This window comes from Pedobacter psychrotolerans (assembly GCF_004340665.1).
GTDB classification, from domain to species: domain Bacteria; phylum Bacteroidota; class Bacteroidia; order Sphingobacteriales; family Sphingobacteriaceae; genus Pedobacter; species Pedobacter psychrotolerans.
Map to the genome: position 1 here is coordinate 304,925 of NZ_SLWO01000006.1, position 19,069 is coordinate 323,993.

Consider the following 19,069-nt stretch of genomic DNA (forward strand, 5'->3'; position numbering starts at 1 on the left):
AGTAGTTCAAAGAATGAAAGCAAATCACAACAGACAAGGATTTTTTGTTGCCTTTGGCATTGTTGTTGTAAATATCAGTAGTTCAAAGAATGAAAGCAAATCACAACAGGTAAGCAAGACTTACGAATATCAGGATTGTTGTTGTAAATATCAGTAGTTCAAAGAATGAAAGCAAATCACAACATATTCCCTATCTACAGTTAAATTGTTCGCGTTGTTGTAAATATCAGTAGTTCAAAGAATGAAAGCAAATCACAACTAGTTGGTCATAGAGATTTTAGCACCGATAGTTGTTGTAAATATCAGTAGTTCAAAGAATGAAAGCAAATCACAACAGTTAGATGAAAGACTAGTACGAGAATTTAGTTGTTGTAAATATCAGTAGTTCAAAGAATGAAAGCAAATCACAACGATAGGGATGGGAGCGTGTGTTATGAAAGAGTTGTTGTAAATATCAGTAGTTCAAAGAATGAAAGCAAATCACAACGGAGTTTACCAGATGCTTTACCATCTTCCTGTTGTTGTAAATATCAGTAGTTCAAAGAATGAAAGCAAATCACAACACGCTATGCTCGATTTATTTAACTACCTTGTTGTTGTAAATATCAGTAGTTCAAAGAATGAAAGCAAATCACAACAGTACATAGCTAAACCGACAATGACAATGCGTTGTTGTAAATATCAGTAGTTCAAAGAATGAAAGCAAATCACAACTACCTCCATGAACCGCCATATTCAGCATAAGTTGTTGTAAATATCAGTAGTTCAAAGAATGAAAGCAAATCACAACACCGAGCATTAAAAGAGTTTTCAATTACAGTTGTTGTAAATATCAGTAGTTCAAAGAATGAAAGCAAATCACAACTAATTGTTTGTGTTATTTTAGCATATTTGAGTTGTTGTAAATATCAGTAGTTCAAAGAATGAAAGCAAATCACAACCATTAGTTGAAACTGGCGTTAAATTTTGTGTTGTTGTAAATATCAGTAGTTCAAAGAATGAAAGCAAATCACAACTTGTATCTCCATAGTATATCCAGCCGGAATGTTGTTGTAAATATCAGTAGTTCAAAGAATGAAAGCAAATCACAACGCACCCACCAAAGGATATGCTTTGCGTTGGGTTGTTGTAAATATCAGTAGTTCAAAGAATGAAAGCAAATCACAACTTGTAGGCGGTTGAAGCAACGGTTTTACATGTTGTTGTAAATATCAGTAGTTCAAAGAATGAAAGCAAATCACAACACGGCATAAATCAAAATAATCATGAGCAATGTTGTTGTAAATATCAGTAGTTCAAAGAATGAAAGCAAATCACAACCGGGAGTCGTAAAGTTGTTAGCAAAATAATGTTGTTGTAAATATCAGTAGTTCAAAGAATGAAAGCAAATCACAACCAATAAGAAATAGAAAAAACATAACCAAGAGTTGTTGTAAATATCAGTAGTTCAAAGAATGAAAGCAAATCACAACACTAGGCTTCGGAAAAAGGAATCAACGGGGGTTGTTGTAAATATCAGTAGTTCAAAGAATGAAAGCAAATCACAACATATAACAGTGCATTACTTGTTATTAGTGCGTTGTTGTAAATATCAGTAGTTCAAAGAATGAAAGCAAATCACAACTAAGTTACTAGATCCTTGCAAAACAATCTTGTTGTTGTAAATATCAGTAGTTCAAAGAATGAAAGAAAATGACAACATGTTAATGTATCAGATATGAACTGGTTACCTATTTCAGACCGCTTAAAATTATAATTTTATCCTCAAATTTGTTATAAGAACCTAAAATAAATTGATTTTAAATTTCAATAAAACCTTTAAAATAGTCCGATTTAATTTAAACGCAAAAAGGGTCCCGGCATTACCGGAGACCCTTTTTGTTTCATACTCACGAAATATTATTTTTCAGAGTTTTTCTTTTCAGTTACTTCTGCACGAATTTCTTGTGCTAATACTTTAAGATCTTGCATTGCTTTACGCACACGAGTACCAGCAGCTGCATTGCCAGCATTATAAAATTTTTCTACATCTGCTTCAATTGCAGCAACAGCAGCTTTAACTTTTGAGAATTTTTCCATCGCTAATTGATGTTTTTAAGGTTTAAAAAAATTATTTATTTCCAATAATACATATTTACCTTGAATTAACAAGATAATGCATATATTAATTTGCAATAAGTTTTACACATATTCACAATCTAAAAATGCCCTTACGCTGTTTCAGAAGTATTTTTTGTAATTAAGTGAGAAAATCTGTTCAATTAGTTAAACTGCTTTGAAAGCTTTATTAAATTATCAAAGGTTTGATTTGCACTATTTATACAATCATCAAAATCAGCTGCTGAAACCCTTTCATTCAACACGCTAACGAAACTTTTCCATTTAGATCCTAATTCTGATCCATATACTCCATAATAATTAAGGCCACCTTCATCATTTTTAAAATTAGAATTGGCTAAAATGTGCTTTTTAATCACGTTGCCGCCTAAGGTTGCTCCTTCTAATACATATAGTGCACCTAAAATTGCTGCACTATTATGATCTGGAATAAACAATTCAAAATCCAATGCTGGTAAAGTTAAACTATCAATATGCCAGTATTCCAAATCCCTCTCTAAGGCATGCAATTTAAATCGGCTATTCATTTCCAATTCCTGTGCGAGATTATTCTCCAGCATATTGGCTAACCTATTCTCTAGCTTTTGATGAATAATATAATTTATAGTGAGTAGTTTTTTATAATTATCTATGCTCAAAGAATTATCCATGATGTCATTTACAAACATCAGCGATTCCAATTCCTTATGCTTCTCTGCTGTTTTTGTTCTTAATAAGTCGGCAATCATTATTTTTTTTATTTTAAAATAAGATAAAAAAAGATTCGAATAGACTATCCGAATCTTTACATTCTAAATCGTGATGTATCAATTCATCCTTAGATGCTGATTAAACCAAAAGTTGTGCACGGGATGTATACACTTTACAAGATTATCATAACCTTTTGGCTTGGTCGATAAACATGTATAATATATCCGGGCGTATTTATTATTTTATATTTTTAAAAGCTACGTAGAACGTAGATCCTGCATTTAGTTTACTCTCAAACCATACCCGCCCCTGATGTCGCTGAACCACTCGTTTCACAATAGCAAGACCAACTCCTGTACCTTCAATCTCTTTAACATTATCCATGCGCTTAAATAGCTCAAAAACCCTGTCGTAGTATCGATTATCGATTCCTATACCATTATCTTTAACTGCGTAAATTATTTCGCCACCTTCAATATATCCAGAAATCTCAATTATTGGCTTCTCTATCATTAAAGAATATTTAACAGCATTACTAATCAAGTTTGTAAACACTTGAGCAATCATGGTCTTATCTCCTTTTAAGTCTGGCAATTGGCCTAAAATCAATTCGGCTTTGTCTGCTTTAAAAGCTATCCATACTTCTGAGGCAATTTCATTTAGCAAAGTTTGCATATTAATATGCTCAAAACTGATTTCAGAACGGCCAACCTTAGCCAGGTTTAAAATTTCCTTAATCAGAAAGTTCATCTTATCTGCACCAATCAAAATTCGGCTTAACATTTTGATTGCGGTATCATCAAGGGTCTTGTTTTTGAGCATCAACTCTGCGTAAGTTTTAATTGAAGTAAGAGGGGTTCTTAAATCATGTGATATGGTATAACTAAACGTATCCAATTCCTCATAGGCCGATTGTAGTTTTTCATTTAATAACCTGATTTCATTCGCCTTTTTATTTACATCATTAATAATAATCTCTCGGATACGTAAAACGGATGCAATTTCTTCTGTCAACCACTTCTCTGAAGTGTTACTAACCACCTCAGACCAAGATTCAAAAGATTTTCTGGGAGATAAACTGAGTAAGCCATTTTCTGATGAAACTACGGGTTTATCTGGATTACCAGCCCAATTAATGTTTGCGATCAGCTCTGGCTTAAACCAGATAATCAATTCACCGAGCTCTTTACTAATATAACAAGCTAAAATCCCAGAAGCAATACTTTTATATTTTTTTGCTGGTAAATGTAATTCGGATAAACGGTGTGTATAGTATATCGATTCATCACTGGTAGCTTTTAACCATTCTGCTAATTCTAAAATATCTTCATCGCTGGGCACAATACCAATGGTTTTTATATTCTTTTCAAAAAGAACTGCTACACCTGTTGCATTGGTAACTTCTAAAATATTTCTTTCATGACTGGTGATGGCATCTAATAAATACTTATCCCGACTAAGATGCTCTGAGAGTATGGCTGCAGTACTTTTAAATTGCTCAACCATTTGAGCGTCTTCCTCATCCTCACGATATTCTAAAGCTGATGAAAGTATCTGGCCAATCAGCTTGGCTCCTTCTCTGGCCTTATAATCGATAATTTTGGGAGAATAATTATGGCAGGCAATTAATCCCCATAATTCTCCATGAGAAATTAATGAGATACTAAAGCTTGAATGCACACCCATATTCTTTAAATACTGAATATGAATGGGTGATACAGCCCGCAAACCTGACTTCGTTAAATCCAGCGGTTGATCAGCTAGAAAAGTAACAATAGGAGAATCATCTTGATTAACATCAGCAATAAGCCGTGTTAGGTTTAACTTATACAACTCCCTTGCCTGTTTGGGAATGTCTGATGCCGGATAATGAAGTCCGAAAAATGGCTCAAGATCATCATTTTTATCTTCGGCAATCACTTCACCATGGCCATCATCAAGAAATTTATAAACCATCACCCGATCATAATGAATAAGTTTTTTAACTTCACTTGCCGCACCTTTTAATAAAGCTGAAACACTCTTCCCCTGCAGCATTATCGATGCAGAACGTCCAATTAAACCTTGAATATCATATTGTAATGTGGCAGGTTCAAATTCAATGAGCCAATTATTTTCTGATTCAGAAATGATGATATAAAATGGGTTCTTATCAATATTTACCGGATGTGGGTTAATTGCATCAAAACTTTTTCTAATGATACCCAGTTTTAGTAAATCTTCAATACTCACTTCAGGTTCTTGTTGAGTTAAAAAGCTATGAATTGATGAAAGTGGCTTCTCAAGAAAGTCTGTAGACGATGCGTTCAAAAAGGCACCAATATTTTCACTGACATAGGTGATGAAAAAACTGATCTTATCTACGGCAATTAAAAAACCATGTGATTGAACTTTACCAGGTATGTGGATGGGTTCTTTGTCACAATTTGAAAGATCTACAGAAAAATTATTCATATATAATTTAGATGCTACAAAAATATTAGAATTTTCGAATTAATTAGTATGTAGCATGGGTTTAATAAGGATACAATTTACCACGTTAGTTTTGAGATTTATTTTTTATTTTATATTTGTTTAAAATTTACAAATTACCTTTCAAATCTTGGCTAAAAAAAGTATATTGGTTATTGAAGATAACCATGCAATATTAGATGTTATCACGCTCATTTTGGAAAGCGAAGCTTTCAATGTTGCAGGCCTAAACAATGGCATAAACTTCCTTAATCATGTCCAGGAATTCGGCCCTGATGTTATTATAATGGACATTATGCTTCCAGATATTGATGGAAGAGAACTATTAAAAGAATTAAAGGAAACAGCATCTACCAGTCACATTCCGGTATTAATGATTTCAGCACGATATCACGCAAATAACTATGTTCTGAACGGAATTCATGCGGATGACTTTATGGCAAAACCATTTAATTTTGATGAATTAATGGATAAAATTTATGCCCTTCTAAAGAATTAGGCTTAAATTTTACACCGAATCTTGATTACCTTACTCCTTTCAGTTTTAACTTTACTTATCAAATAATTAATTATGATTATTTGATGCATCAGTAACTAAAATGAAATAAGTTAAACTAGAAATTGTTCACTTACTATTAAATTGCAATAAGGCTAATCAGCCTACTCAACATCTTTCTTTTTCGCAGTATTTACTTTTTTAGCATCTTTTGCTGAAGTTACTTTTTCCTCTGCACCTTTAGCCTTTCCAGTATCTGATGCGGTAGCTTTCTTTTTTTCTGCTGCTGTTTTTGAATCTTTCATCGTATTTTGATTTATATATATTTAATCCTCGGCTGCCAGCCATAATTCTGCTTTTTCTATTTCTTCAGGCCTAAATCCCTTAGCGCTACCTGGCGTTAAAAATGTAAAGAAGTCTGAAAACCATTCTACACTTTTTTCCGCGCTGATTACTGCAATCTTTTTCCATTTCGTAAAATTTTGCAATCCTGCCTTCACATCCTGAATCCATGCACCTGTAGTAAAATTCTTCACTTCAGTATCCAACACCAATAAATACCTGATCTCTCCAAAACGATCGAAAGTCCTGGCTAAACCAGGAAGCAAAACGTCTTTCAAATCATTGGTTGTTACTTCTCCAGTAGCCCTTACACCAAAAATATGGTCGGGTAACCCTGTAATTTCTGTTAACATATGGTGTGGGTTTTGGTAAAGAACACTATAAATAGTAAAGATGTTTGAGAATTAGTGAAATTCTAAAAAAGTTGTGAATCATTTAAAACTCTTATCTGATGATTACGTTATAAAAATATCTCTCATAAAAAACAAGAACTAAACTCATGAAAAGCAATTTAACAAAGCTATCTACCGCGGCACTTGCCTTATCTATTATGGTATCTGCCTGTACAAATGATACAAAAACCTCAACCTCAAGGGATTCTTTAAAAACTGATTCCACAGCCAATTCATCCTTAAAACCAGCAGGTCCGCCACCAGAATGGGGACAAAGTATTAAGCCAGAAATGCAAGCCGTTATTGAAAAACTAGCAAGTTATGGTGACAAACCTATAGAGACTTTAGATGCCACAGATGCAAGAAAGAACCACACCCCTACTGATGCTGTAATGGATTTGATTGCATTAAATAAAATTGAAATTCCTGCTCCAAAAGTTGATACCACTGGAAAAGATATTAATGTAGCTGGTGGCAAAGTTCACTTACGCATTTACACTCCGAAATCAGGAAACGGACCTTTTCCGGTGATTGTTTATTATCACGGTGGTGGTTTTGTCATTGCAAATTTGGATGTCTATAATGCATCAGCACAAGGTTTGGCAGAACAGGTGAATGCAGTTGTAGTTTCAGTGGCTTACCGCCTTGCACCAGAAAATAAATTCCCTACCGCACACCAGGATGCCTTTGCTGCTTATGAATGGGTAGTTAAAAATACGGTGAGTATTAAAGGTGATCCAGCTAAAATTGCTGTTGTTGGTGAAAGTGCTGGAGGAAACCTGGCAGCAAATGTTTCCATTATGGCCAGAGATAAAAACATCATGGTTCCAGTGCATGAAGTTTTAGTGTATCCAATTGCACAGGCAAATATGAATACCGAATCTTATAAAATGTATGCCAATGCTAAACCTTTAAATAAAGCGATGATGACTTGGTTTACGGAAAAATATGTAAATACAATGATCGAAGCTCAGGATCCAAGAATATCCTTGGTTAATGCTAAACTAAAAGGTTTGCCACCCACTACAATTATAACAGCTGAAATTGACCCTTTACATGATGATGGAACCATGATAGCCAATAAACTGGCAGATGCTGGTGTAAAGGTAAGCAGTAGAAATTATGAAGGAGTTTCACATGAATTCTTTGGGATGGCTGCTGTAGTTCCAGAGGCTAAGGCCGCACAGGCTTATGCTGCAGAACAATTAAAAGCTGCTTTCAAATAATAAATTATTCATCTGAATTGGTTGATACCAATTCAGATGAATTTTTAAATATCTGATATCCCTAAATTTAAGCACCTTTTTTTGATCCTAAACTCTGCATTAGCTGATCATATAAATCATCACTAGTGGCTTTTTGAGGCTTCATCTTTTTCACCGTAGCACGCTTTCCTTTTGCTTTGGCCTTAATAATCTTTAATAACTCATTGCTATAATCATCTTTAAATGAGCTTAAATCAAACTTTGAGCTGTATTGTTTGATCAGCGCAAGCCCAACATCCATTTCTTTTTTAGTAATGGTGATGTCGTCTGCTTTATTAATTTCATCTAAACTTCTTATTTCCTGTTCAAATCTAATCTTCGTAATGATGATCACATTTTCCATTGGATGAATGACACAAAGATTTTCAGTATTTCTTAACACAAAGCGTCCAACGCCAGCCTTACCGGATTTTTGAAGTGCTTTTAATAACAATGCGTAAGCTTTCTTCCCTTGCTTTTCAGGTTCAGTATAATAAGATGTTTCATAATAGACGGGATTGATTTCTTTTATATCAACAAAATTCTCTAATTCAATAATTTTGGTTTTTTCAGGCGATGCTTCTTCAAAATCATGCTTTTCTAATATCACATATCTATCCTTCAAAAAATAACCTTTAACAATTTTATCGAAAGGAACCTCTTTATGCGTTTTATCATTTACGCGCTGGTAACGAATTTTTTCATGATCCCGTTCATCTAACATATCCAGATCTAGATGTGTAGTTTGTACGCCAGAAAACAACTTAACAGGGATATTTACCAACCCAAATCCAATTGAGCCTTTCCAAATTGATCTCATAATAGTATTGTATAATTATTTGAAATGAACAAGAGAAGAATTGATATTGTTTTTTCAAAATCTTGATAAATCTGGCTGAAATAAAACCATTTAGCCTCTTATTGTGTTGTATAATTACATTAATCTACAGTAATACTATGAAAATCGCATATATTTCAACTTATCCCCCTCGCGAATGCGGTCTAGCTACCTTCAATCAAAATTTAGTGAATGCATTGAGCATTAATCCATCTTATGAGGCTGACAAGAGTTTTGTTGTTGCAATGAATGAGTCTGATGATATAAATGAACATGCTTATCCGAATGAAGTTAAATTTGTAATTAGACAGCAGAATCAACAGGACTATATTGAAGCGGCAAATTTCATTAATAATAGCGAAGTAGATACCTGTATAATCGAACATGAATTTGGAATTTACGGAGGCAATAGTGGCGTATTTCTTCTTTCACTGATTAATAAATTAGAGAAACCTTTCATTACAATTTTACATACGGTATTGAAAGAACCAAATTTTATGCAACAAACCATTATTAAGGAGATCGCATTAAAATCTTCTAAAATAGTGGTGATGAGTAAAAAAGCTGTTTTATTTTTAACCAGTATTTATCAAATTCCAAGCACTTCAATAAAACTAATTGAGCATGGTGTTCCGGATCTGGAACCTATTGTAAATAATGAGATTTCACAAAGCGAATTATTCAGAAACAGAAAAGTGCTTTTTACGTTTGGTTTAATTAGCCGAAACAAAGGATTGGAGACCGTGATTAAGGCTTTGCCTAGCATTGTTGCGCAACATCCTGATGTGCTGTATGTTATCTTAGGCAATACACATCCTGGTGTGGTAAAACATAATGGTGAAGAATACCGTGATAGTTTAAAGGTGCTAGCTAAAGATTTAGGTGTAGAAAACAATATTGCTTTTGTCAATAAATTTGTATCTGAAAATGAACTTCATCAATATTTAACTGCATGCCATTTATATATTACGCCATATCTTAATGAAGCTCAAATTACCAGCGGAACTTTATCATATGCTATTGGGGCAGGTGCGGCGGTGGTTTCTACTCCTTATTGGCATGCAGAAGAGCTTTTAGCTGAGAAACGTGGAAGGTTGTTCGATTTTAAAAATGATGTTGCATTGGCAAATATTGTGAATGAACTGCTTTCTGACGAAAGCAAATATCATGAGCTTAAAATGAACGCTTATCAGTATGGGCTAAAACTAAGGTGGCCTGCTATTGGTAATGTGTATTTGAAAACGCTACAAAATGCTATAGATGCCGGAGAAAAACCTGGAAGAATTAGTCCACCAATTATTGATGTTGAAAAGATGCCGGCGCTCAATCTTAGCCACATCAATTTGTTAACAGATGATACCGGAATCATTCAACATGCACGTTTTGGTATTCCAAATCTTAAAGAAGGATATTGCATAGATGATAATGCCAGGGCATTAATATTGGCCTTAATGGCCTATGAGCAAAATAAAAATCACTCTGCTTTGAAATTGATGCCTATCTACCTAAGTTTTATTCAGTATATGCATACAGATGATGGAAATTTCAGGAACTTTTTAAGTTTCAATCGAAATTATTTGGATGAAGTGGGTTCTGAAGATTCTTTTGGGAGAACAATATGGTCTTTGGGTTATTTAATAAATGTAGCACCAAATAATTCTTACCGTGAATTTGGAAGGGAGCTTTTTTCCAATTCAGTTGCTCATTTTAAAGCACTAAAGCACTTACGAGGCATGGCCAATACGCTTATTGGTGTTGCTTATTATTTAAGTGCACATCCGGGAGATGAATTAATCATAAAAGAAGCTAACCAATTAGCCAATAGTTTAAAAAATGCTTACAAAGCCAATAAGGATGAAAACTGGCATTGGTTTGAAGATATACTAACTTATGATAATGCCATCTTACCATTAGCACTTTTACATCATTTTGAGGCAACAGGTAATATAGAGTCTTACAAAATAGCGATGGAAAGTATTGATTTTTTAAATAGTTTTTCTTTTGAAAATGGCTATTTAAATCCTGTAGGTAACGCTGGTTGGATGAAGAAGCACGGAAAAAATCCAATATATGATCAGCAAGCTATTGAAACAATGGCGATGGTGCTTTTATATGGTAAGACCTATGACGTTACAAAAGATAGTAAATACCTTAGTTTAATGTATACCAGTTATGAATGGTTTCTAGGTAAGAATAGTTTACACATTCCACTATACGATTTTGAAACACATGGTTGTGCAGATGGCTTGCAGTTTAATAGCGTAAACAGAAACCAAGGCGCAGAAAGTACACTCGCTTATTTTGTTTCACATTTAGCAGTATTAAAAGCTGCAGAGGCAGAATATGAAACACTTTCTCCTCCCCTGTTTGAGGAGGATGAATATGCAAAAACCAAAAAACTTTAAGTAAATGTTAGAAGGCTGATTCAAATTGAATCAGCCTTTTTTGTGTTTATTAAATATGTTTAAATTTTTGATCTGAAACTTAATCACATAAATGAGACTGTAATTAATTATCAAACTTATGCTAAGCTAAATTATGACTGTCCATTTTCTAATAATCGATTTAACAACAAATCTAGCTTAACCGTCGCAAAAGATGAGCTATAATCAGATAATCCATAAGGAATGATCAGTTCGCCATTGCTTACGATAGAACCGCATGAATAAACCACGTTGGGTACATATCCTTCACGTTCATCATTATTTGGGATAATTAGCGGTTCTTTTAAATGACCAATCTCTTTACTTGGGTCATCCAGATCAAGCAATACCACACCGATGCAATAACGCCTCATTGGCCCCACACCATGCGTAACTACCAACCAGCCTTTTTCTGTTTCAATTGGCGAGCCACAATTCCCTATTTGAACCAATTCCCAGTCATAACGAGGTTGCTTTAGTAAAATAGGGTTTTCCCAAACATTTACCTTATCAGAAAACATGAGGTAATTATTCCATCCATCAATTCTACTCATCATCACATACTTTCCATTTATTTTACGTGGAAAAAGAGCGAGATTTTTGTTTTGTGCACCCTCACCATATAATGGAATGACTTTAAACTCATAAAAATCCTCTGTCTGAACCAATTTTGGAATAATAAGCGAACCATCGAAAGCGGTATAGGTAGCGTAATATAAAACTTTCCCGTCATCCTTAACAAACTTTACAAAACGGGCATCTTCAATTCCTTTGCGTTCAAATTCTGAAATGGGAAAAATCACGCGGTCAGATATATCTGTATCTTTAGAGAAGGAAATCGTATGATAAGTATCTGATAACCAAAGTACCTTATCATATTCCATTAATCGGGCAGGATTTTCGGTATGCAGGTTTTTAGAGTCCTTGATAATATTGCTCAAACTTGTATATTCAAATTTGTCATCAAGTTTAGCTTCTATCTCTTCAATCACTGATGGATCAATCTGTGCGTAAGCTGCTTTTTTGAAGAATAACTTTTTAACGTAAATTGCATTTTTAACAACTTCGGCTTCATCTACATAATTTCCCACAGGTAAAACCTGGATATTATTGTTTTTATCAATCAGTGCACGACGAAAAACAATAGAAGATATATGTCCTTCACCTACAGCCCTGAAACTAATGATGACCCGTTTCTCCCCTTCAACCAAGTCAGTCTGATCAGGATCGTCTACAATACTCGGATTAAAAAAGGCAGCAGATTCAATTGAATATTCATGTGTAAAGTATGCACCAATGAGCAATCTGGTATATTGATCCAGGTCTTCTACATCCTTACCAAGGGCGGTGAATTGTTTTTTTAACTTCTTACAGTGTCGATTTAAAATTTTGGTGATGTTTCGGTGTCGTTTAGAATATTCCTGAAGTATCGGCGAGATCAGTGCAAATACTTTCTCATCTGAAAATTCTAAAACTTTTCGAATTACTTCTAAGGCTCTTTCTTCTCCGTTAAAAAAAAAACGGGCAATTACGCGTTTGGTATCAGGGTTAACCTTAACAGGTTTACGTTCTATATATAATCTCATTATCTAATCAATGTTTTGAAAGTTATTGTTAATTTTTAACAATTTGCATGAACTATAGTAACTAAAGTTACAACTTAATTGTTTATATTATTTATGCATTTGATGATAATTTCTACCTTTAACTCATAATCCTATTTTAAAAATCCCGCAAATGTATTCAGCAAAAATTTCAGCTTCAACTATTCCTGTTAGTGAAGAATTGCGCCTGCAAAAATTATCAGAATATGAAATTTTAGATACACCTGCCGAGAAAAGCTTTGATGATTTTGCACAACTGGCCGCAGATATATTCGAAATGCCAAATGCTGTTTTAGGTTTTTTTGCTGAAAATAAAGTTTTTACAAAAGCTGTAATAGGTGATCAATTGGATTCAAATCTCCAGCAGCATATTTTTGATTCGCTAAAAGCGACGGGTGATGCTGGTGTAATAGAGGTTACGCAGCAATTTGCAGATGTTAGCCAATCTTCAATTCGCTTTATTGTTGGCGCTGGTATCAAATTAACGGATGATTTATCTCTGGGTGCTATAATAGTATATGGTGACCATCCATCTATCGCCACTCCGCACCAATTGAACATGTTGAATCGATTGGCAGAAATGATTTCGGAAAAACTGGAAGTGAGAAAGGCGCTAAGAAAAACACTAAGGGCACAAGATGACCGCCTTCATGTGCTCATTCACGACTTGAAAAATCCTATGACGACCATTTCTTTGCAATCTGAATTGGTTAGTAGAATCCCGGATGCTGATGAGAGAACCATAAACATCGCTGGAAAAATCAATCACCAATCAAAGCGGATGGTTGACAATCTGAATCAGATTCTGAGTTCAGCCAGAAAAGAAAACGGGTCTTTTAAACCGCAGAAAAACAAAATAGATCTTCGTGAGCTATTATCAAACAGCATTAAGGATTTAGAAATTGTTACCAGAGATAAAAAACAGTTTTTTAACATTAACATAGATACACCGGTAGAAATTTTTGGAGATGAAGTTAAACTCAGTGAACTCTTCTATCAATTACTTCATAATGCAAGCAAATTCTCACATGCTGAAAGTAAAATTCAGATTACGCATCAAATCAACGAAAATCTGGTTACCATTGCAATTAAAGACCATGGTGTAGGTTTGAACGAGGATGACCTCGACCGTTTATTCATCAAATTTTCCCGATTAAGTTCAACGCCAACCAACCATGAAAACTCAAATGGATTGGGTTTAATTGCCGCAAAGATGTTTACTGATATGCACAAAGGCAAGCTATGGGCAGAAAGTGAGGGAAAAGATAAGGGAACAACCTTTTTTGTGGAATTACCTATTAAGTAATATCCAGCAATTGAGATAATTTCATCTCTTCCAAAACACTTCTTTCAGGAATGCCAGATTTTTGAAAAGACCATTTGATTAGTCGAATTAAACCATCTTCTATTTCTATACCGGTGATATCACCATCACTAAAACAACAACAACCACTATTAAAATAACCAGGTTTGTACGCTTTAAATTCTGGCACCTCATCCCCTTTTTTTACCCTTTTCTTTAACTCTTCATTTAATTTATCAATTTCAGGTTGTTGATGTTCTGCCGTTGCATTCTTGAGTTTCAAATAAACCCGCTCCAGATGTGTAAGTGAAGCAAATACGGGCTGGTGCGTATGCCCGGTTATTAATGCGGTATCTTTTTGATCTGCCTGCCAGCTGTACATCATACTGTTATGTACTGTTTTCAGTTGATTATCATAGGCTGGCGTATTTGGATTAATTTGTAAATAAGATTGCAGCGGTGCCCATACCGTACTTACAAACCATTTACTAAACCAATTTCCATCACTTTGTAAATCGCCCTGGTGGCCATGGGTTAGAAAAATATTAAGTACCTGATGTTGAAACTTCATTTTTAAAATAGCCCCCTCGTAAATCGAAATCTTTTTTCCATAAATACGGTTTAGGTTGAAACCAGCCAATGGATCATTATCCCAGTAAAGGTCATGATTTCCAAAAATTTTGGTAAAAGCATTGCGGTTAATAAATAATTTCTCCTGTTCGAAGGTCTGCTTATTGTGTTTAATAACCGATTCAAGCAAGTTTTCCCACAATTCCTCACTATCACCCAGACTAATGTAATGGAACAGTTTGGTATTATAATAATCCAGGGCCTGCAGATAATTGCGTTCTGATAGTATAAAATCATCTGCGTTATCACGGGCACCCTTATGCTGATCAGAAAAAATAATAAACTTATCTTTTTCGGTAATTTCAAAAATCAAACCTCGCTTTCCCGGCTCCTTCGTAATGGTATTAAAAAGCTTGCTTAAGGCTTCATGAATGCGTTTAAGATCTGGTCGTGAACCAAACCTATTCGACATTCTAATTACCCAATTAGCAAACAGACGTTGTAAAAATTTGCGCATTAAACACTTTCTTCATTAAAATTTAAACATAACAAAATTAAGGTTAAACGATGATCAACTATTCTATATATTTACAATAATGAAATTCTATATCGTTTTAATACTGTTTATTTACTCAGCCGCTCAAGCTCAAAAAATACCAGCTGATACTTCTTTTAGCGTGTATACAACCTATCTTAAAGAAAAAAAGAAACGTCCATATCAGCATTGCACAACCATTGGCTAAAGGCAATTTCAAAACCAAAAGCAATATTATTTATGCAAAATACCCAACTGGAAACTTGTCGCTTGATGTGATTTACCCGAAGCAAACCCACAAGCTATTACCAGTTGTACTATTTGTTTTTGGTGGCGGCTGGCGATCTGGTAATCGTGCCCAAAACATTCCACTTGCACAAAAAATGGCTCAAAATGGTTATGTAGCAATTACTACTGATTATCGTTTATCTACTCATGCAAAGTTCCCTGCAGCGGTTTACGATCTCAAAAATACTATCCGGTGGATAAAGGCAAATGCAGTAAAATATCATATCGATACCACAAAGATTGCCATAACAGGGTTTTCTGCAGGTGGTCAGTTGGCTGCTTTAGTTGGCACTACGAATAGCGATCCTCAATTTGAAAAAGAGAAAATAAACGGGCATACCAGCAGTGTTCAAGCGGTGATTGATGTTGATGGTGTACTGGCTTTTGATCATCCAGAGTCCGCAGAAGTAAGTACTGATCCTAACCGAAAATCAGTGGCAGCAATTTGGCTCGGAGCAGAATTAAATGAAAACCCAGCATTGTGGCATCAAGCATCTGCTCTTAATCACGCAGATCAACATACAGTTCCATTACTGTTTATTAATAGTTCTACGCCACGTTTTCATGCGGGAAGAGATGACCTCATCGCTAAAATAAAACCACTTGGTATTTATTCTGAGATACACACCCTACCAGATACACCTCATCCATTTTGGTTATTTAATCCTTGGTTTGAACAGGTTTCTTCCATCATGTTGAATTTCTTAGATAAACAATTAAGCCATAGCAAACAGCCATTTAATTAATTAAATAAATAGAGTCTGTTTTCTTATATAATTTACTAATTTTGTTAGTATTGAAACGATCAGGAAGCGCAGATTTACCTTTACATTATGGCCATGTTCCACCTTGGCTGGCACAACGTATGGCCAAAATTGGCTTGGCTATAGTGGAGTCCATTTTATTGGAATATGGCAAAGCTGAAGTCATTCGAAGATTAAGTAGTCCATTCTGGTTTCAAAGCCTTGGTGCAGTAATGGGCATGGATTGGCACTCATCTGGCATTACGACCTCTGTAATGGGCGCACTTAAAAAATCAATCAATCCTCTATCTAAAGAATTGGGCATCTACATTTGTGGAGGAAAGGGAAAGTCCAGTCGAGAAACACCTCATGAACTTTTTAAAATTGCAGATCAAACAGGTTTAAACGGCAATGAATTGGTAAGGGCCAGTAAACTTAGTGCCAAGGTAGATAATACAGCCATTCAGGATGGATTTCAATTATACCTGCACAGTTTTATACTCAGCCGTGATGGCGACTGGGCTGTTGTTCAGCAAGGCATGAGCGATGCCAGTTCTACGGCGAGAAGATATCATTGGCATTCTGAAAACTTAAAGTCATTTGTAGAGGAGCCACATACCGGGATTTGTGGTATTAATCAAGGCAAAATACTTAATCTCACTTCAAATGAGGCTAATATTACCCGAAAAACCTTGATGGGTATGACAGAAGAATCGCCAGATCGAATGATTTCTGAAATTCAAAGGCTGGTTATGCCCAATCATCATGAAGTAAAATCAAAAGATGTTGACCTTAAACGTTTAGGCAGTATTTTATGGTTAGCACATGAAAAACAGCCAGCCGATTTCGAATCACTTTTATTGCTGGAAGGCATGGGGCCGAGAACCTTACAGTCTATGGCTTTAGTTAGTGAAGTTATTTATGGTACACCATCACGTTTTTCTGATCCGGCGAGATATTCCTTTGCTCATGGGGGAAAAGATGGACACCCTTTTCCAGTACCTGAGCAGGTTTACGATGAAACCATTTCTATATTACAAAAAGCTGTAGCAAAGGCTAAGATTGGTGAGACTGATAAGCAACAGGCGATTAAATCACTCCATCAGATCGCTAAAAATGCAGAACAGGATTTTATTCCTAACATGGATTTTGAAAAGGTAATTGAGAGGGAAAGAGCAGATAGTTGGAAATACGGGGGTAGAACTATTTTTGGGAAGGAGAAACCACCCAGAAATGAGCAGCTTAAACTATTTTAGAAAATTTTCCAATTAGAAAGATGCTGAATCAAGTTCAGCAGGACGACCGTTCATAGTTGGAGCCAAACCATCGCTATCGCCACCTCGTCATCCTGAATTTAATTCAGGACCCAATGAATAAAGCTATAAATAGAAGATGCTGAATCGAGTTCAGCAAGACGTTTATAGTTGGATTTAAGGACAGGACAGATTAAATAATTTCCGAAAAAATAATCTGCGAATTTGCGGCTAACAAAAAAGGTCGTGGCTTGCACCACGACCTCAAAAATATAGAATTTAAACCTACTTAAGCATAAGCTACAGCATCTTTAGATGCCAGTTTAGTCACACCCATTAAGTATTCATCTACTTTACGGGCGGCTTCCCTACCTTCAGAAATGGCCCAAACCACCAACGATTGTCCGCGACGGGTATCTCCTGCTGCGAAAATTTTACCAATGTTGGTTTGATAAGTGTGCTCTGAGGCTTTTACGTTTCCACGATTATCCAGTTCTACGCCTAATTTTTCAATCAAGCCCTCTTTTTGAGGATGAAGGAAACCCATTGCTAAAAATACCAGTTCACAAGGTAAATCTCTTTCTGTACCAGCAACCTCTTTAAAAGTTAACGGTCTGCCAGATGCATCAATTTCCCATTCAACATCTACCACTTTTAATGCTTTCAGGTTTCCATTTTCATCAGCAATAAAATTTTTGGTATTTACCGACCATGCTCTTTGCGCACCTTCTTCATGTGAAGAAGTATTTTTCAATAGCATCGGATAAGTTGGCCATGGCATATTTTCAGTACGCGTTTGAGGTGGCATTGGCATAATCTCAAATTGAGTTACTGATTTAGCACCATGGCGATTTGAAGTTCCAATACAATCAGAGCCTGTATCTCCACCACCAATTACGATTACATTTTTACCTGTCGCTAAAATATTTTCGGCAGTAATTTCTCTATTGGCTACGCGTTTGTTCTGCTGTTTCAAGAAATCCATTGCAAAATGAACACCTTTAGCTGAACGACCTTCGATAGGCAAATCACGTGGAATGGTTGATCCACCAGCTAAAACGATCGCGTTGTAGTCTCTCAATAAGGTACTGATTTCTACATTCTCACCTACATTGGCATTGCATTTAAAAATGATGCCTTCCTCTTTCATTAAATCAATCCGACGATCAACTACGTTCTTTTGCAATTTAAAATCCGGAATGCCATATCTTAATAAGCCACCGGGAGCATCATCACGTTCAAAAACAGTTACTTCATGTCCAACTTTATTTAACTGTGCAGCCGCTGCTAATCCCGCAGGCCCAGAACCAATAATCGCCACTTTTTTACCAGTTCTGATTAATGGTGCTTTTGCTTTGATAAAGCCTTTGTCGAAAGCGATTTCTATAATGTGCTTTTCAATTTCTTCAATGGCCACCGGCGGTCGATTAATTCCTAAGACGCAGGCTGATTCGCATGGTGCCGGACAAATTCTTCCTGTAAATTCTGGAAAGTTATTTGTACTCAATAAAATATTTGCAGCAAGCTCCCATTTTGCCTGGTAAACAGCGTCATTAAATTCTGGAATCACGTTCCCCAAAGGGCAACCTGACTGACAAAAAGGGACGCCGCAATCCATACAGCGGGCTGCTTGATTATTTAATTCTTGTGCGGGTAATTCATTTAAAAATTCCCCGTAGTGTTTAACACGAGTTTTAGCCTCTTCTCTGGTGGGCGCAACTCTGTCGTATTCTTGAAATCCTGTTACTTTTCCCATGG

Annotated in this window: 15 protein-coding genes and 1 CRISPR repeat array (1 of these 16 only partly in view); of the genes, 6 read left to right on the plus strand and 9 right to left on the minus strand. The window is 35.4% G+C overall.

Annotation, left to right across the window (positions count from 1 at the left end):
* A CRISPR array of direct repeats spans positions 1-1,700; the repeat unit is 46 nt; unit sequence GTTGTTGTAAATATCAGTAGTTCAAAGAATGAAAGCAAATCACAAC (it extends 470 nt beyond the left edge of the window).
* A gap of 199 nt (positions 1,701-1,899) precedes the next feature.
* From EV200_RS16655 to EV200_RS16670, 3 genes are all read right to left on the minus strand, one after another.
* Positions 1,900-2,079: a hypothetical protein gene (locus EV200_RS16655; protein WP_029285984.1), complete on the minus strand. Its 180-nt coding sequence runs from the start codon at positions 2,077-2,079 to the stop codon at positions 1,900-1,902.
* Positions 2,080-2,261: 182 nt separating this feature from the next.
* Entirely contained in the window at positions 2,262-2,846 is a 585-nt protein-coding gene (locus tag EV200_RS16660; RefSeq protein WP_132534648.1) for a biliverdin-producing heme oxygenase, read from the minus strand.
* 199 nt (positions 2,847-3,045) lie between these two features.
* On the minus strand, positions 3,046-5,262 hold the full coding sequence (locus tag EV200_RS16670; RefSeq protein WP_132534649.1) for an ATP-binding protein: 2,217 nt from the start codon (positions 5,260-5,262) through the stop codon (positions 3,046-3,048).
* Between the two features lie 148 nt (positions 5,263-5,410).
* On the opposite strand from EV200_RS16670, the gene EV200_RS16675 reads away from it, so the two are divergent.
* The gene (locus EV200_RS16675) at positions 5,411-5,779 is read left to right on the plus strand and encodes a response regulator transcription factor (RefSeq protein ID WP_132534651.1); all 369 of its coding nucleotides are present in this window, start codon (positions 5,411-5,413) and stop codon (positions 5,777-5,779) included.
* A 161-nt stretch (positions 5,780-5,940) separates the two neighbouring features.
* Here EV200_RS16675 and EV200_RS21800 read toward each other — a convergent pair whose 3' ends face one another.
* Both EV200_RS21800 and EV200_RS16680 read right to left on the minus strand, forming a co-directional pair.
* Positions 5,941-6,081 carry a hypothetical protein gene (locus EV200_RS21800; RefSeq protein ID WP_165877952.1) on the minus strand — a complete coding sequence of 47 codons (141 nt, stop codon included), beginning with the start codon at positions 6,079-6,081 and terminating at the stop codon, positions 5,941-5,943.
* A gap of 21 nt (positions 6,082-6,102) precedes the next feature.
* Complete coding sequence (locus EV200_RS16680) at positions 6,103-6,471, minus strand: SpoIIAA family protein (protein WP_132534653.1); 369 nt, start codon at positions 6,469-6,471, stop codon at positions 6,103-6,105.
* Between the two features lie 146 nt (positions 6,472-6,617).
* Between EV200_RS16680 and EV200_RS16685 the strand changes: the two genes are divergently transcribed.
* Positions 6,618-7,736, plus strand: coding sequence for an alpha/beta hydrolase (locus tag EV200_RS16685; protein WP_132534654.1), 1,119 nt, complete (start codon positions 6,618-6,620; stop codon positions 7,734-7,736).
* A gap of 67 nt (positions 7,737-7,803) precedes the next feature.
* On the opposite strand, the gene ku is transcribed toward EV200_RS16685, so the two are convergent.
* Positions 7,804-8,574 (minus strand): non-homologous end joining protein Ku, encoded by a 771-nt coding sequence (gene ku, locus EV200_RS16690; protein WP_132534656.1) that lies wholly within the window; start codon positions 8,572-8,574, stop codon positions 7,804-7,806.
* Between the two features lie 137 nt (positions 8,575-8,711).
* On the opposite strand from ku, the gene EV200_RS16695 reads away from it, so the two are divergent.
* Positions 8,712-10,997 (plus strand): glycosyltransferase family 4 protein, encoded by a 2,286-nt coding sequence (locus EV200_RS16695; protein WP_132534658.1) that lies wholly within the window; start codon positions 8,712-8,714, stop codon positions 10,995-10,997.
* 131 nt (positions 10,998-11,128) lie between these two features.
* On the opposite strand, the gene EV200_RS16700 is transcribed toward EV200_RS16695, so the two are convergent.
* Positions 11,129-12,601: a glycoside hydrolase family 130 protein gene (locus EV200_RS16700; RefSeq protein ID WP_132534659.1), complete on the minus strand. Its 1,473-nt coding sequence runs from the start codon at positions 12,599-12,601 to the stop codon at positions 11,129-11,131.
* Between the two features lie 151 nt (positions 12,602-12,752).
* On the opposite strand from EV200_RS16700, the gene EV200_RS16705 reads away from it, so the two are divergent.
* Positions 12,753-13,925 carry a sensor histidine kinase gene (locus tag EV200_RS16705; RefSeq protein ID WP_132534661.1) on the plus strand — a complete coding sequence of 391 codons (1,173 nt, stop codon included), beginning with the start codon at positions 12,753-12,755 and terminating at the stop codon, positions 13,923-13,925.
* On the opposite strand, the gene EV200_RS16710 is transcribed toward EV200_RS16705, so the two are convergent.
* Positions 13,918-14,964, minus strand: a complete 1,047-nt coding sequence (locus tag EV200_RS16710; RefSeq protein WP_229676861.1) for a metallophosphoesterase — start codon at positions 14,962-14,964, stop codon at positions 13,918-13,920. The two genes, EV200_RS16705 and EV200_RS16710, sit on opposite strands and share 8 nt — an antisense overlap.
* A 263-nt stretch (positions 14,965-15,227) precedes the next feature.
* Here EV200_RS16710 and EV200_RS16715 point away from each other — a divergent pair, with 263 nt between their 5' ends.
* Positions 15,228-16,061, plus strand: a complete 834-nt coding sequence (locus EV200_RS16715; protein WP_229676862.1) for an alpha/beta hydrolase — start codon at positions 15,228-15,230, stop codon at positions 16,059-16,061.
* A gap of 50 nt (positions 16,062-16,111) precedes the next feature.
* On the plus strand, positions 16,112-17,314 hold the full coding sequence (locus EV200_RS16720; RefSeq protein WP_132534665.1) for a DUF763 domain-containing protein: 1,203 nt from the start codon (positions 16,112-16,114) through the stop codon (positions 17,312-17,314).
* Between the two features lie 286 nt (positions 17,315-17,600).
* On the opposite strand, the gene EV200_RS16725 is transcribed toward EV200_RS16720, so the two are convergent.
* Entirely contained in the window at positions 17,601-19,067 is a 1,467-nt protein-coding gene (locus tag EV200_RS16725; protein ID WP_132534667.1) for a glutamate synthase subunit beta, read from the minus strand.
* Between the last annotated feature and the right edge of the window lie 2 nt (positions 19,068-19,069).

Excerpts from the sequence above, each read along its gene's own strand:
- EV200_RS16725 (WP_132534667.1), bottom strand. The coding sequence starts at position 19,067 with ATGGGAAAAGTAACAGGATTTCAAGAATACGACAGAGTTGCGCCCACC.
- EV200_RS16660 (WP_132534648.1), bottom strand. The coding sequence starts at position 2,846 with ATGATTGCCGACTTATTAAGAACAAAAACAGCAGAGAAGCATAAGGAA.
- EV200_RS16695 (WP_132534658.1), top strand. The coding sequence starts at position 8,712 with ATGAAAATCGCATATATTTCAACTTATCCCCCTCGCGAATGCGGTCTA.
- EV200_RS16705 (WP_132534661.1), top strand. The coding sequence starts at position 12,753 with ATGTATTCAGCAAAAATTTCAGCTTCAACTATTCCTGTTAGTGAAGAA.
- EV200_RS16680 (WP_132534653.1), bottom strand. The coding sequence starts at position 6,471 with ATGTTAACAGAAATTACAGGGTTACCCGACCATATTTTTGGTGTAAGG.
- EV200_RS16700 (WP_132534659.1), bottom strand. The coding sequence starts at position 12,601 with ATGAGATTATATATAGAACGTAAACCTGTTAAGGTTAACCCTGATACC.
- EV200_RS16710 (WP_229676861.1), bottom strand. The coding sequence starts at position 14,964 with ATGTCGAATAGGTTTGGTTCACGACCAGATCTTAAACGCATTCATGAA.
- EV200_RS16670 (WP_132534649.1), bottom strand. The coding sequence starts at position 5,262 with ATGAATAATTTTTCTGTAGATCTTTCAAATTGTGACAAAGAACCCATC.
- EV200_RS16655 (WP_029285984.1), bottom strand. The coding sequence starts at position 2,079 with ATGGAAAAATTCTCAAAAGTTAAAGCTGCTGTTGCTGCAATTGAAGCA.
- ku (WP_132534656.1), bottom strand. The coding sequence starts at position 8,574 with ATGAGATCAATTTGGAAAGGCTCAATTGGATTTGGGTTGGTAAATATC.
- EV200_RS21800 (WP_165877952.1), bottom strand. The coding sequence starts at position 6,081 with ATGAAAGATTCAAAAACAGCAGCAGAAAAAAAGAAAGCTACCGCATCA.
- EV200_RS16685 (WP_132534654.1), top strand. The coding sequence starts at position 6,618 with ATGAAAAGCAATTTAACAAAGCTATCTACCGCGGCACTTGCCTTATCT.